This window comes from Pantoea sp. 22096 (genome assembly GCF_052045955.1).
Classification (GTDB): domain Bacteria; phylum Pseudomonadota; class Gammaproteobacteria; order Enterobacterales; family Enterobacteriaceae; genus Pantoea; species Pantoea alfalfae.
Window position 1 is genome coordinate 25,452 of sequence record NZ_JBQEPW010000005.1, and the last position, 14,770, is coordinate 40,221.

At 54.3% G+C, this 14,770-nt stretch carries 13 protein-coding genes; 4 read left to right on the forward strand and 9 right to left on the reverse strand.

Going from position 1 to position 14,770, the window contains the following annotated elements:
• Positions 1-12 precede the first annotated feature (12 nt).
• The 7 genes from cdsA to rpsB form a co-directional block, all read right to left on the reverse strand.
• A complete protein-coding gene (gene cdsA, locus ACTJKZ_RS16250) occupies positions 13-870 on the reverse strand; it encodes a phosphatidate cytidylyltransferase (RefSeq protein ID WP_161735491.1) in 858 nt (285 codons plus the stop codon).
• Between the two features lie 18 nt (positions 871-888).
• Positions 889-1,641 (reverse strand): (2E,6E)-farnesyl-diphosphate-specific ditrans,polycis-undecaprenyl-diphosphate synthase, encoded by a 753-nt coding sequence (gene ispU / locus ACTJKZ_RS16255; RefSeq protein WP_009091989.1) that lies wholly within the window; start codon positions 1,639-1,641, stop codon positions 889-891.
• A gap of 181 nt (positions 1,642-1,822) precedes the next feature.
• Positions 1,823-3,019, reverse strand: coding sequence for a 1-deoxy-D-xylulose-5-phosphate reductoisomerase (ispC, locus tag ACTJKZ_RS16260; protein ID WP_161735489.1), 1,197 nt, complete (start codon positions 3,017-3,019; stop codon positions 1,823-1,825).
• 111 nt (positions 3,020-3,130) lie between these two features.
• Entirely contained in the window at positions 3,131-3,688 is a 558-nt protein-coding gene (frr, locus tag ACTJKZ_RS16265; protein ID WP_161735487.1) for a ribosome recycling factor, read from the reverse strand.
• A gap of 143 nt (positions 3,689-3,831) precedes the next feature.
• Positions 3,832-4,557: a UMP kinase gene (gene pyrH / locus ACTJKZ_RS16270; protein ID WP_013356840.1), complete on the reverse strand. Its 726-nt coding sequence runs from the start codon at positions 4,555-4,557 to the stop codon at positions 3,832-3,834.
• A 157-nt stretch (positions 4,558-4,714) separates the two neighbouring features.
• The gene (gene tsf / locus ACTJKZ_RS16275) at positions 4,715-5,566 is read right to left on the reverse strand and encodes a translation elongation factor Ts (RefSeq protein WP_013356839.1); all 852 of its coding nucleotides are present in this window, start codon (positions 5,564-5,566) and stop codon (positions 4,715-4,717) included.
• Between the two features lie 181 nt (positions 5,567-5,747).
• Positions 5,748-6,473 (reverse strand): 30S ribosomal protein S2, encoded by a 726-nt coding sequence (rpsB, locus tag ACTJKZ_RS16280; RefSeq protein ID WP_031375276.1) that lies wholly within the window; start codon positions 6,471-6,473, stop codon positions 5,748-5,750.
• A gap of 318 nt (positions 6,474-6,791) precedes the next feature.
• Between rpsB and map the strand changes: the two genes are divergently transcribed.
• From map to ACTJKZ_RS16300, 4 genes are all read left to right on the forward strand, one after another.
• Positions 6,792-7,586, forward strand: a complete 795-nt coding sequence (map, locus tag ACTJKZ_RS16285) for a type I methionyl aminopeptidase (RefSeq protein WP_161735485.1) — start codon at positions 6,792-6,794, stop codon at positions 7,584-7,586.
• Between the two features lie 66 nt (positions 7,587-7,652).
• Positions 7,653-10,307, forward strand: coding sequence for a bifunctional uridylyltransferase/uridylyl-removing protein GlnD (gene glnD / locus ACTJKZ_RS16290; RefSeq protein ID WP_440829843.1), 2,655 nt, complete (start codon positions 7,653-7,655; stop codon positions 10,305-10,307).
• 83 nt (positions 10,308-10,390) lie between these two features.
• Entirely contained in the window at positions 10,391-11,215 is an 825-nt protein-coding gene (gene dapD, locus ACTJKZ_RS16295; RefSeq protein WP_440829844.1) for a 2,3,4,5-tetrahydropyridine-2,6-dicarboxylate N-succinyltransferase, read from the forward strand.
• Positions 11,216-11,439: 224 nt separating this feature from the next.
• Positions 11,440-11,832 (forward strand): DUF3461 family protein, encoded by a 393-nt coding sequence (locus tag ACTJKZ_RS16300; RefSeq protein ID WP_033731626.1) that lies wholly within the window; start codon positions 11,440-11,442, stop codon positions 11,830-11,832.
• Positions 11,833-11,892: 60 nt separating this feature from the next.
• Here ACTJKZ_RS16300 and ACTJKZ_RS16305 read toward each other — a convergent pair whose 3' ends face one another.
• Together ACTJKZ_RS16305 and degP are read right to left on the reverse strand one after the other, a co-directional pair.
• Positions 11,893-13,050 (reverse strand): CdaR family transcriptional regulator, encoded by a 1,158-nt coding sequence (locus ACTJKZ_RS16305; RefSeq protein ID WP_013356833.1) that lies wholly within the window; start codon positions 13,048-13,050, stop codon positions 11,893-11,895.
• A gap of 184 nt (positions 13,051-13,234) precedes the next feature.
• Positions 13,235-14,680, reverse strand: a complete 1,446-nt coding sequence (gene degP, locus ACTJKZ_RS16310; protein ID WP_161735480.1) for a serine endoprotease DegP — start codon at positions 14,678-14,680, stop codon at positions 13,235-13,237.
• Positions 14,681-14,770 lie beyond the last annotated feature (90 nt).

Here is a 14,770-nt window from a genome sequence, read left to right on the forward strand (position 1 = left end):
CTTTGCCTGTCCTTAAAGGGTGCGGAACACCAGCAGCAATAAACAGGCAAACACCGGCACCGCCGCAGTCAGACTATCAATACGATCAAGAATGCCGCCGTGACCAGGAATCAGATTACCACTGTCTTTGATGCCCGCTTCACGTTTAAACATGCTCTCAGTGAGGTCGCCCAGCACGGAAGCCAGCGTCGCGATAATCGCGCAAATCACCAGCGTACCGGTGGAAACCGTCAGTGGCGCCAGCGTCGCAAACAGCACTGCAATCAGCGCCGAGGTGACCAGACCGCCCAGGAAGCCTTCCCAGGTTTTGCCTGGTGAGACCTTTGGCGCCAGCTTGTGCTTGCCGAACATCTTGCCAAACATATAGGCACCTGAATCCGCTCCCCACACCAGCAGCAACACAAACAGCAGCCACCAGGCACCGGCGAAGTGGTCGGTGTCATAGTGATACTGGCGCAGCGCCACCATGCCCCAGAAAAACGGGACCAGCGTTAATACGCCAAACAGTAAGCGAAGGGGACGCGAATGGCGCCAGAAGGCCGCAGAAGCGGGATAGGAGAGCACCAGCAGCAGTGCAGCGCCCCACCACACCAGCGACGCCCAAAGCGATGTCGCGATCTGTGGCAGATGCACCGTATGTTGATAAGGTGGCAGCGTAAACTGCATCAGCGCCAGCAGCAGACCACAAAGTACAGCCAGCCAGACGCGCTGTTGCCGTGATGCCATGCCTGCAAACTGACCCCATTCCCAGGCGGCCAGCATACAGATAACGATGGTAGTGAGAGCAAAGCCCACAGGTGGTAACCAGAACAGTGCAGCGATTACCAGCGGAATTAATATCAACGCGGTAATCAGACGAGACTTCAGCAAAGGTTACCCCCAGATTGCTCAGGCGCCGCCTGGTGCAGCGCCGCCAAAACGACGCTCCCGCAGAGAGAATGCATTCAGTGCACCTTCAAAAACGTGTTCATCGAAATCCGGCCAGAGCACATCGGTAAAATAGAATTCAGCATAGGCAATCTGCCACAGCAGGAAGTTGCTAATCCGATGCTCTCCCCCGGTCCTTATCACTAAATCCACTGGCGCCAGCTCCTGCATACAGAGCTGCGACGTCAGGCTCTCTTCGGTAATCTGGTCAGGACGCAGTAATCCTTCCTGCACCTGCTCAGCCAGTTTTTTCACGCCTTCGATAATATCCCAACGGCCGCCATAGTTGGCAGCAATGTTGAGCGTCAGGCCACTATTATTTGCGGTCAGCGTCTCAGAACGGCGAATACGTTCCTGAATACGCGGGCTGAAACGGCTGGTATCGCCAATGACGCGTAAGCGAACATTGTGTTTGTGCAGGCTTTTAACTTCGCTGTCGAGCGCCCAGACAAACAGTTCCATTAACGCGGTGACTTCCTGTGCCGGACGGCTCCAGTTTTCACTGCTGAAGGCGTAAAGCGTCAGGGCTTCAAGATTGTTGCTGACCGCAAAGCTGACGGCACGGCGCACCGATTTAACGCCCGCTTTGTGGCCTGAAATGCGCAATTTTCCCTGATTTTTGGCCCAGCGACCGTTGCCATCCATGATGATAGCGACATGGCGCGGACCGTTTCCCTGCTGGTCATCAGTGTTGTTGTGATTGTTAGACGACATAACGCTTAACCAATTCCTTTCATCAGAAATGCTGTGGTTTCTGAATACATTGCGCCCGGTTCAAATCCCGACACGCTTTTGGTGCCGGGCCACACCGAATTCGGTGACAGACCGTGAAACGCGAGCCAGCGACTATACCATTTTCACCTGAAGCGAACAAATGGCCTCATAACGATCGGCTTCACGACGTGAAGCGCGGCAACATTTCTGCCGCCAGCGCGCGCGAGGAGCGATCAATTTCAAGGACAGCGTCCACCGAATCCGGCTCCGGACACACTTGTGCCGCCATCACCGCGCTATTAAGCGCCGCGATGTCGGTGAAGCGGATCTGGTGATTCAGGAAAGCCGCGACGGCAACCTCGTTGGCTGCATTCAGCGTGGTGGTCGCCGCCTGCCCTGCCTCACAGGCATCAATGGCCAGCTTCAGGCAGGGATAGCGACTAAAATCAGGTTCTGCAAAGCTCAGCGCCGACATGCGGGTAAAATCCAGCGGCGTCACGCCTGCTTTGATGCGCGAAGGCCACGCCATGCTATGGGCAATGGGCGTACGCATATCGGGAGAACCTAACTGAGCCAGCACGCTGCCATCGCAGTATCGCACCATGGAGTGAATCACCGACTGTGGGTGAAGGATTACTTCCATCTGCGCTGCGCTGGCATTAAACAACCAACGGGCTTCAATGTACTCAAGACCTTTATTCATCATGGTGGCCGAATCGACGGAGATTTTTCTCCCCATCGACCAGTTCGGATGTGCACAGGCCTGATCTGGCGACATGGCGCTGAGATCTGCTAAATCTGTGTCACGAAAAGGACCACCCGATCCCGTAAGGATAATTGACTCAATGCCATTATCCCGCAGGTCAGCGTAACCTAACTGATGCTGGATGGTAGCCGGTAAACTCTGAAAAATGGCGTTATGCTCGCTGTCGACCGGTAGTAACTGCGCGTTATGATGACGCACCGCCTCCATAAACAAACGGCCGCAGGTGACAAGCGATTCTTTGTTGGCCAGCAGCACCGTTTTACCGGCGCGAATGGCGGCCAGCGTTGGCAGTAAACCTGATGCACCGACAATGGCCGCCATCACCTGATCCACCTCATCCAGCGCAGCCAGCTCACAGGCTGCCTGAACGCCGGAGAGCACTTCAGTATTGACCCTGATTGCTCTCAGTCGCTCACGTAGCGCAGCGGCAGAAGCCTCGTCTGCCATGCAGGCGTAGCGTGGCGTAAAGGCCGCACACTGTTCGGCCATCAGCGCCACGTTATGGCCGGCAACCAGCGCCGTAATCTGATAAAGCTCTGGGTTGGCGCGAACCACCGCCAGCGTACTGGTGCCGATCGAGCCGGTGGATCCCAGCAGAGTTAATCGCTTCATGAGGCTATCCGTGTGAAGTCAGCGTGCCCGCAGGCACAATGTAAAACGCCGCCAGATGTCGCATTCATATGAATACCTCTCTGTACGGCGTTTTGTCCGGCAGTGATGGAATCAGAAATCCATCAACTCCGTCTCTTTTTCTGACAGTGCAGCATCAACTTTCTTGATATACGCATCGGTCATTTTTTGCACTTCGTCCTGCGCACGACGTTCGTCGTCTTCACTGATTTCTTTATCTTTCAGCAGCGCTTTGATTTTATCGTTGGCATCGCGACGGACGTTACGTACCGACACACGGCCCTGCTCGGCTTCGCCGCGCACGATTTTAATCAGATCTTTACGACGCTCTTCTGTCAGCGCTGGCAGCGGAACACGGATGTCAGTACCGGCTGAACTTGGGTTCAGACCGAGATCAGACTTCATGATCGCTTTTTCGACTGCCGGACTCAGTGAACGATCGAACACGTTGATTTTCAGCGTGCGTGAATCTTCCACAGTGACAGAAGCCAGCTGACGCAGTGGCGTCGGCGTGCCGTAATATTCGACGACGATGCCGTCGAGCAGCGTAGGTGACGCACGACCGGTGCGCACTTTGCTGATGGTCGTTTTGAATGCTTCAACGCATTTTTCCATGCGCGTGTCAGCATCTTTTTTGATGTCGTTAATCACGTTGAAACCCTTGGATTCGGTTTGACCTGGCCAGTTCCGGCATAACCGGAAGCGGGATCGATAATCATCGATAATCCTGACTGGTGCGCGATGCATTCTCATCGCGCTGACAGAATATACCTTATTTTATCTCGCCTCGGGTATTAATGCGTAATCAGGGTACCTTCTTTTTCACCCATCACTACGCGACGCAGTGCGCCAGGTTTATTCATGTTGAAAACACGGATAGGTAATTTGTGGTCACGCGCCAGGGTAAAGGCCGCCAGATCCATCACTTTCAGCTCTTTATCCAGGACTTCGGCATAGGTCAGTTGATCATACAGTGTCGCATCCGGGCTTTTCACCGGATCGGCAGAGTAGACGCCGTCAACTTTGGTCGCCTTCAGTACCACGTCCGCTTCAATCTCAATGCCGCGCAGACACGCCGCAGAGTCGGTGGTAAAGAACGGGTTGCCGGTACCGGCGGAGAAGATGACTACGCGGTTGTTACGCAGCAGGCTGATCGCTTCTGCCCAGCTGTAGTTGTCACAGACGCCATTCAGTGGAATCGCTGACATCAGGCGTGCATTCACATAGGCGCGGTGCAGTGCATCACGCATCGCCAGGCCGTTCATCACGGTCGCCAGCATACCCATGTGGTCACCTACGACACGGTTCATCCCTGCCTGCTGCAGGCTCGCGCCGCGGAACAGGTTCCCTCCGCCAATTACCACGCCAACCTGGATGCCCAGCTCAACCAGCTCTTTTACCTCTTGTGCCATGCGGTCAAGCACACTCGCGTCGATACCAAAACCTTCAGCGCCTTGCAGAGCTTCGCCGCTGAGTTTAAGCAGGATACGTTGATAAACAGGTTTTGCGTTGGTCGCCATGGTCAGTTCTTCCTGGAAGATTGGGTGTAAAGGAGAAGTAAATTCTGATCGATCATCCGCTTACCGCAAAGAAAATGCTATTGGGATGAAACTGAAAACGTGTCTGTTGCGATTCACAGACAAAAAAGAACCGCCATCTGGCGGTTCTTTCAGAGCATTAAGACTGTTTGGACATTGCTGCAACTTCTGCAGCGAAGTCAGACTCAACTTTCTCGATGCCTTCGCCCACTTCGAAGCGGATGAAGTTGATGACGTCAGCGCCCTGCTCTTTCAGAGCCTGGCCAACGGTTTTGCTTGGGTCGATAACGAAAGCCTGACCCGTCAGAGAGACTTCACCGGTGAATTTCTTCATACGGCCTTCAACCATCTTCTCTGCGATCTCTTTTGGCTTGCCAGACTGCATCGCGATGTCCAGCTGAACCTGGTACTCTTTATCAACCACGTCAGCAGAAACGTCTTCTGGCTTAACGAATTCAGGCTTGCTCGCTGCAACGTGCATCGCGATCTGTTTGATCAGATCTTCGTTAGCGCCTTTCGCTGAAACCAGAACGCCGATACGCGCGCCGTGCAGGTAGCTGCCCAGTTCTGCGCCTTCCAGGATTGCAACGCGACGGATGTTGATGTTCTCACCGATTTTCGCAACCAGTGCAACGCGCTCTTCTTCGAACTGCGCTTTCAGGACTTCAACGTCAGTGACGCGATCAGCGGCAGCCGCATCCAGAACTTTGTCTGCGAACGCCTGGAAACCGCCATCTTTTGCTACGAAGTCAGTCTGGCAGTTCACTTCCAGAATCACGCCATAGTCTCCAACGATTTTGGTTTTGATTACGCCATCAGCAGCAACGTTGCCTGCTTTTTTCGCTGCTTTGATTGCGCCAGACTTACGCATGTTCTCAATCGCCAGCTCAATGTCGCCGTTCGCTTCAGTCAGCGCTTTTTTGCAATCCATCATGCCAGCGCCAGTACGCTCGCGCAGTTCTTTTACCAATGCAGCGGTAATGTCAGCCATTCCAGAATCCTCGGTTCGTGCCTGTGTACATAGGTACCTGCAGACACTTATTTGCGGAAAATTTACTCTGTCCCGCCGTCCGGTTGGGGGCGTAACAGACTGAGATAAATAAAGGGGCCACTATAGGCCCCTTACAGATCACATCTGAATGCTAAGGGCTCTTATGCAGAGCAAACCTTAATTAAGCGTTTTCTAAAGACGCTTCTTCAGCTTGCTCAGCCAGGTCCTGAGAGCGGCCTTCGCGAACGGTGGTCGCAACGGCAGTCAGGTACAGGTTTACAGCACGGATCGCATCGTCGTTACCTGGGATAACGAAATCAACGCCATCTGGATCTGAGTTGGTATCAACGATAGCAAATACCGGGATACCCAGGTTGTTTGCTTCTTTGATTGCGATATGTTCGTGGTCAGCATCAACAACAAACAGCGCGTCTGGCAGACCGCCCATGTCTTTGATACCGCCCAGGCTGTTTTCCAGCTTGGCCAGCTCACGCGCACGCATCAGCGCTTCTTTTTTGGTCAGTTTGTCGAAAGTACCATCCTGAGACTGAGTCTCCAGATCTTTCAGACGTTTGATTGACTGACGCACGGTTTTCCAGTTAGTCAGCATGCCACCTAACCAGCGGTGGTTTACGAAGAACTGGTCGCAGCTCAGTGCAGACTCTTTTACCGCTTCAGCAGCAGCGCGCTTAGTACCTACGATTAGGATCTTACCTTTACGGGAAGCGATCTTGTTCAGTTCAGCCAGAGCTTCGTTGAACATAGGAACCGTTTTTTCCAGGTTGATGATGTGAACCTTGTTACGAGCACCAAAGATGAATGGCTTCATTTTTGGGTTCCAGTAACGGGTCTGGTGACCGAAGTGAACACCAGCCTGGAGCATGTCGCGCATGGAAACAGTTGCCATGATAAAACCTCTAAAGTTTGATTGGGGTTGGGCCTCCATGTATCCCATACGACCGACCTCTTTCAAGGCACCCCGGCGTATGTGTCGATACATGTGTGTTTTAGTACACATAATGAGAGTTATGCGTTTCCTGCTGACCGAAACGGCCATACAGAGAATCGTCGGCGCGCTTTATACCACAACCAGCCCAGTGACGCCAATAAATGATCGCTGACAGAGGCCAGCGCGTTCTCTATTTGGCAGCCCATTTGCTGGCTGCTAACATGGCAGCACAGAACTTATTATTGTCGAAAACTTCGACAACTGCGGATTAATTTAATGGCAATTTCAATTAAAACCCCTGAAGAAATCGAAAAAATGCGCGTCGCGGGCCGAATGGCCGCTGAAGTGCTGGAGATGATCGAACCTTACGTGAAACCGGGTGTGACCACCGGTGAGCTGGACCGCATCTGCCACGAGCATATTACCCAAAAGCAACAGGCAATCTCTGCCTGCCTCGGCTATCACGGCTTTCCAAAGTCGGTCTGCATCTCCGTTAACGAAGTGGTGTGCCACGGCATTCCCAGCGATGATCGCCCGTTAAAAGATGGCGATATCGTCAATATTGATGTCACCGTGATTAAAGATGAGTACCACGGCGACACCTCAAAGATGTTTATCGTCGGCAAGCCGACCATTCAGGGTGAACGCCTGTGCCGCGTCACGCAGGAGAGCCTCTATCTTTCCCTGCGTCTGATTAAGCCTGGCATTCGTCTGCGCGAGCTGGGCCGGGCTATCCAGAAGTATGTGGAAGCGAACGACTTCTCTGTCGTGCGTGAATATTGCGGTCATGGCATCGGCAAAGGCTTCCACGAAGAGCCGCAGGTGCTGCATTACGATGCCGATGATAGCGGCGTGGTACTGCAGGCGGGCATGACCTTTACGGTAGAACCGATGGTCAATGCCGGTGATTACCGCATCCGCACAATGAAAGATGGCTGGACGGTAAAAACCAAAGATCGCAGCTTGTCCGCACAGTATGAGCATACTATTGTGGTGACGGAAAACGGCTGTGAGATTTTAACCCTGCGTAAAGATGACACGATCCCTGCCGTGCTCGTTGCTGAAGGGTAATTTTCCTCACACAGATCAAGCCGGCGATGAGCCGGCTTTTTTTTGGCTAAAAAAGAGAAGAGCTGCATGAGTGTGAGTCTGTCAGAAGAGGTAAAAAACGGTCTGGTCGATTCGCCGGCCGAATGGGGTGACGACCAGCTGACCCGCGACATTCTGAAGCCGCGGCTGGAGCAGTTTCAGCAGCATCTGGCTGCCGCATTTGATACCGGTGAAGCCGTTGAGCCGCTGATTGATGCGCGTACCCTGTTTATTGACCGGCTACTACGTCGCCTGTGGCGCTTCTTTGGCTTTGATGCGATGCCCTCTATCGCGCTGGTCGCCGTGGGCGGCTATGGCCGTGCCGAACTGCATCCGCTCTCTGATATTGATGTGCTAATCCTTAGTCGACAGCCGCTGGACGAACAGGCCGCACAGCGCACCAGCGATCTGCTGACGCTGATGTGGGACCTCAGGCTGGAAGTAGGCCATAGCGTCCGCACGCTGGAAGAGTGTCTGCTGGAAGGACTGTCAGACCTTACCGTTGCCACTAACCTGATTGAGTCGCGGATGCTGACCGGAGACGTGGCGCTGTTTCTGGAGCTGCAGAAAAACATCTTCAGTGACGGCTTCTGGCCCTCATCCACCTTCTTTGCCGCCAAAATTGAAGAACAGCAGGAACGCCACACGCGTTACCACGGTACCAGCTATAACCTAGAGCCGGACATCAAGAGTAGTCCGGGTGGTCTGCGCGATATCCATACGCTGCAGTGGGTCGCCCGACGCCATTTTGGTGCCACAACGCTGGATGAGATGGTTGGCTTTGGTTTCCTCACCGACGCGGAGCGCAGCGAACTCAACGAATGCCAGGAATTTCTCTGGCGCATCCGCTTTGCCCTGCACCTCTCCCTGCCACGCTATGATAACCGCCTGCTGTTTGATCGCCAGCTCAGCGTGGCGCAGCGCCTGAATTACCAGGGTGAAGGCAATGAGCCGGTCGAGCGGATGATGAAAGATTTCTATCGCGTCACGCGGCGCATCGGCGAACTGAATCAGATGCTGCTGCAGCTGTTTGATGAGGCGATTCTGGCGCTCTCTACCAGCGAAAAACCGAGGCCTGTCGATGACGATTTCCAGCTGCGTGGCGATTTGATCGACCTGCGTGACGAAACGCTGTTCACCCGCGAACCGCAGGCAATTCTGCGCATGTTCTATGTCATGGTGCGTAACGACAGCATCAAAGGGATCTACTCCACTACCCTGCGTCATCTGCGCCATGCGCGTCGTCATCTTAAACAACCGCTGTGTCAGATTCCGGAAGCGCGACGCACCTTTATGTCGATTCTGCGCCATCCCGGCGCGGTCAGCCGGGCGCTGGTGCCGATGCACCGTCACAGCGTGTTATGGGCTTACACGCCGCTGTGGGGCCATATCGTCGGGCAGATGCAGTTCGATCTGTTCCACGCCTACACCGTGGATGAGCACACTATCCGCGTGCTGCAGAAGCTGGAAAGCTTTGCCAATGAAACCACGCGTCCGCAGCATCCGCTGTGCGTAGAGTTATGGCCGCGTCTGCCGCAGCAGGAGCTGTTGCTGATGGCAGCACTGCTGCACGACATTGCCAAAGGGCGCGGCGGCGATCACTCTATTCTCGGCGCACAGGATGCGCTCGATTTCGCTGAAATGCATGGCCTGAACTCGCGTGAAACGCAGTTGGTGGCCTGGCTGGTTCGCCATCATCTGCTGATGTCGGTGACGGCGCAACGGCGCGATATTCAGGACCCGACGGTGATCCAGCAGTTCGCTGAGATGATGCAGAATGAGAACCGGCTGCGCTATCTGGTTTGCCTGACCGTCGCCGATATCTGCGCCACCAACGAAAGCCTGTGGAACAGCTGGAAGCAGAGCCTGCTGCGCGAGCTGTTTTTCGCCACCGAGAAGCAGTTGCGACGCGGCATGGAAAACAGTCCGGACCTGCGTGAGCGGGTGCGTCACCATCGTCTGCAGGCACTGGCGCTGCTACGGATGGACAATATCGATGAAGAGCGCCTGCACCAGATCTGGAATCGCTGCCGCGCAGATTATTTCCTGCGCCACACGCCTAATCAGATTGCATGGCATGCCCGCCACTTACTGGTTCACGATCTGAAGAAACCGCTGGTGCTGGTCAGCCCGCAGGCCACGCGCGGCGGAACCGAAATTTTCATCTGGAGCCCCGATCGTCCGCACCTGTTTGCCGCCGTAGCTGGAGAACTCGACCGCCGCAACCTCAGCGTCCACGACGCGCAGATCTTTACCAGCCGCGACGGCATGGCCATGGACACCTTTATTGTGCTGGAACCGGATGGCAGCCCACTGTCGCCGGATCGCCATCCGATGATCATTCAGGCGCTGGAGCAGGCGATCACCCAGTCTGACTGGGTGCCGCCGCGTACCCGCCGTCCGTCAGCCAAACTCCGGCATTTCAGCGTGGATACAGAGGTCAATTTCCTGCCGACGCATACCGATCGTCGCAGCTACCTGGAGCTGGTGGCGCTGGATCAGCCTGGTCTGCTGGCGCGGGTCGGTGAAGTCTTTGCCGATCTCGGTGTGTCGCTGCACGGCGCACGCATCAGCACCATCGGCGAGCGGGTCGAAGATTTGTTTATTCTGGCCAACAGTGAACGTCAGGCGCTGGATGAAGAAATGCGTAAAGCGTTGCAACAACGGTTGACAGAGGCCCTTAATCCAAACGATAAAGTGTGACCAGACTCGATTTGTAAACATTAATCTCTTTACTTGTGTCGGGTTATTGCCCGGCATCGCACATGACAGATCAGGAAAAAAATATGCAACAGTTACAGAGCGTTATTGAATCCGCCTTCGAACGTCGCGCTGACATCACACCTGCCAGCGTTGACAGCGAAACCCGTGATGCCATCAACCAGGTGATCTCTCTGCTGGACAGCGGTGAGCTGCGCGTTGCTGAGAAGATCGACGGCGAGTGGGTAACGCATCAGTGGCTGAAGAAAGCAGTGCTGCTCTCTTTCCGCATCATTGACAATCAGGTAATGGAAGGTGCAGAAACCCGCTTTTACGACAAAGTGCCGATGAAGTTTGCCGGCTGGGATGAAACGCGTTTCAAAGCCGCAGGCTTCCGCGTCGTGCCGCCTGCGGCTGTGCGTCAGGGTGCCTATATCGCCCGCAACACGGTGCTGATGCCTTCTTACGTCAACATTGGCGCCTTCGTGGATGAAGGCACCATGGTAGACACCTGGGCGACTGTTGGCTCCTGTGCACAAATTGGTAAAAACGTTCACCTTTCTGGCGGCGTGGGTATCGGTGGCGTGCTGGAACCGCTGCAGGCCAACCCGACCATTATCGAAGACAACTGCTTCATTGGCGCACGCTCTGAAATCGTTGAAGGCGTGATTGTTGAAGAAGGCTCAGTGATCTCAATGGGCGTTTACATCGGTCAGAGTACTAAAATTTATGACCGCGAAACAGGCAAAGTACATTATGGTCGTGTGCCTGCTGGTTCCGTCGTAGTTTCAGGTAACCTGCCGTCCAAAGATGGCAGCTACAGCCTCTACTGTGCTGTGATCGTGAAGAAAGTGGATGCGAAAACGCTGGGAAAAACCGGTATCAACGAACTGCTGCGCACCATCGACTGATTGAACTGACGGGCTGGAAACCAGCCCGTCATCTTTTCTTTACACTCATTACCCAATAACATGCTTCGCGCCGCGAATTAACTGGTGCGTTTAGTTTTTATCCAGGTCATAATCCGCGCCAGTTAAATCCTGTCGCGCAATGTTCATCCCGCTTATTTATGTCTACAGTTGACGGACGTCATGAACAAGTCTGCGCGCTTCTCACTTTTGATGGAAACAACGCTATGTATGACAATCTGAAAAGCTTAGGTATCAGTAACCCGGACGACATTGACCGCTACAGCCTGCGTCAGGAAGCCAATAACGACATTCTGAAGATCTACTTCCGTAAAGATAAAGGCGAGTTTTTCGCGAAGAGCGTTAAATTCAAATATCCGCGCCAGCGCAAAACTGTCGTTGCCGATCACGCGACTCAGGGCTACAAAGAAGTTCAGGAAATCAGCCCGAATCTGCGTTATGTCATCGATGAACTGGACCAGATTTGCCAGCGCGATCAGGTTGAAGTGGATCTGAAACGCAAAATTCTGGATGACCTGCGTCATCTGGAAAGCGTGGTCGCCCACAAGATCTCAGAAATTGAATCGGACCTCGAAAAATTAACCCGTAACAGCCGTTAATGTCCTGTCTGACAAGAGAGGCCAGCTTTGCTGGCCTTTTTTATGCCGCAAATCTTCTCCCTACCCCTGCTCATCCAGTTGCAAAGCCACATAGAGCAGTAGCCTGTCGTCAAAATGACCCAGATTCAGTCCGGTCAGCTCAGAAATCCGGTTCAGGCGGTACTCCAGCGTATTACGATGAATGAACAGCGCACGTGCGGTAGCGCTCGGCTGGACGTTATGGGTGAACCAGGCGATTAACGTGCGGCGCAGCAAACCGTTGTTATCCATGCTCTTGAGCTTCGCCAGCGGCCGGGCCAGCTCATTGGCCTGCCAGCCGCCGCGCAGGCTGTCGAGCAGCACCGGCAGCACCAGATCCTGATAAAAATAGCTGCGTACTTCAGGCATACGCTGCTTGCCCACCATCATGGTGGTGCGCGCCGTCCGATAAGAACGTGCAATGCTGCCCGGCCCGGTAAAGAAGTTACCCAGCGCGATACGCATCCGAAGATGGCCACTCTCTTTCATCCGCTGCAGCAGCTGCTCGACGCGGCGGCGATGATCATCCTGATCGTAACGTCCATGCCCGTTCAGGGCCGGTTTCAGCACCACCATTTCGGTCAGTGACACAATAGCGATCAGATTATCGCGCTCCGGTGTGGTCAGCAGCGTTTGCAACTGCTGTAGCTCTGACATCGCGCTGTCGACGCCAAGCTGACCGCTATCCACCTCCAGAACGGCCACCACACGCGGTTGATTGAGATCGATGCCAAGCCGCTGAGCCCATTCGGTCAGCTGTGGCGACAGGGTATCGCTGCGGATGAGATTCAGCACCAGCTCTTCACGCAGACGGCTGTCCTGTGCCAGCATATGCAGAAGCCGTGCCTGCTCCAGCATCATCTCTGCGGTCATGCAGACCAGCTCGCCATAATGCCGCAATGCCAGCGGCTCGCCGGTCAGGCCAATCACCCCGACAATGTCACCATCAATGCGCAGCGGCAGGTTAATGCCGGGCCGTACGCCATGAAGGTGTTTAGCCACGGCTTCATCGATGTCGACTACGCGGCCCTGCGAAAGCACCAGTAGCGCACCTTCGTGCAACTCCCCAATGCGTTCCCGGTCACCGCTGCCGATAATGCGGCCCCGCGCATCCATCACATTGACATTGCTGTCAATAATTTTCATGGTGCGCGCCACGATATCCTGTGCCAGCCGGGCATCAAGGTGATAGGTAGCCATCCATTACTCCTGAAAAAGAGGGGGAGAAACAGAATACGCATGGAAAGCAGGCAGAACATTGTGCATTTGCACAGAGCCAGGCGGTCATTTGCCGAATTTGCGGTGAGCATCACACTCTGCCAGGGCAAATGCCGGGCATAAAAAAGGCGGACCCTGGTCCGCCTCTTCATCAGTGGTCGTTCCGTTACTGCATCAGCAGGTAGATACTGCTGTCGCCGCGCTTCACATTCAGTGCCAGAACAGCTGGTTTGGTATCGAGAACTTTGCGCAGCTCGCCGAGGTTGGTTACCGGCTGCTGGTTAACGCCCTGAATCACATCACCCTTCTTCAGGCCGATACGCGCTGCGGCACTGCCGGCTTTCACATTATCAACGCGAACGCCTTTATCGCCGGTTTCAACATTGCTGAGGTCAGCCCCTTCAATGCCGTTGTAGATGGTGGCAGACTGCACTTTCGCCTGGCTGCTCTGCTGCAACTGAACAGAAACATCGACCGGTTTGCCGTCACGCAGCAGGCCCAGTTTCAGGGTGGTGCCAACCGGCAGTGAACCGACTTCTGCACGCAGTGAAGCAAAGCTGCTCAGCGGTTTGCCATTCATGGAGACAATCACGTCACCCGCTTTGATGCCCGCTTTCGCAGCTGCAGAGTCTGGCAGTACCTGGCTGACAAACGCACCACGCTGTGCGTCGACTTTCATCGCTTTTGCCAGTTCGGAGTTCAGTTCCGTGCCCTGCACACCCAGCTCGCCGCGTTTCACCTGTCCAAACTCAACCATCTGCGCCGTCAGGTTTTTCACCATGTTGCTCGGAATTGCAAAGCCGATACCGATATTGCCGCCATCCGGTGCCAGAATAGCGGTGTTAATCCCAATCAGTTCACCGTTGAGGTTAACCAGCGCACCACCGGAGTTGCCCCGATTAATCGCCGCATCCGTCTGGATAAAGTTTTCGTAATTTTCTACATTCAGGCCGCTGCGTCCCAGTGCCGAAACGATACCGGAGGTCACGGTTTCACCCAGTCCATACGGGTTACCGATTGCCACGGTGTAGTCACCGACGCGCAGATTGTCGGAGTCAGCAATTTTCACGGCGGTCAGATTTTTGGCTTCCTGTAGCTGAACCAGTGCAATGTCAGAGCTGGGATCTTTACCGATGACTTTTGCATCATAGCGACGGCCGTCGCTGAGCTGCACCTGAATTTTGGTGGCATTATTTACGACGTGGTTATTGGTCACCACATAGCCTTTTTCGGCATTGATGATCACGCCCGATCCCAGCGCACGGAATTTTTCCTGCTGGGTATCAGGGGCAAGTCCGCTACCGTTACCGCCTGCACCGTCACCGTTCTGGCACAGGGGTGAACCCTGGAACGGTGAACCGTCCTGACAGAACGGCGAATTGTCGCCAAAAAATTGCTGAAACTGCTGTGGCATGCGTGGCGTTTTTACTGTGGTAGTGCCCTCAACGCTGATACTGACCACAGACGGCATCACTTTTTCCAGCATGGGAGCCAGGCTTGGCAGTTGCTGGCTTTCGGAAGAGGCCGTTTGCGCAGCAGAAACAGTAACAGGGGCGAGCGCCATGCTCAGGCTCAATGCCAGCGCACTTAACACTAAAGTCTTTTTTTTCATTTTTCGTTTCTCAATAAGATTACTGTTCAGACCATTGCTGTGGTCGAAAGGTGAGATAAATGTTTTAGCGCGAAGTTCCTTTAAAAGTTT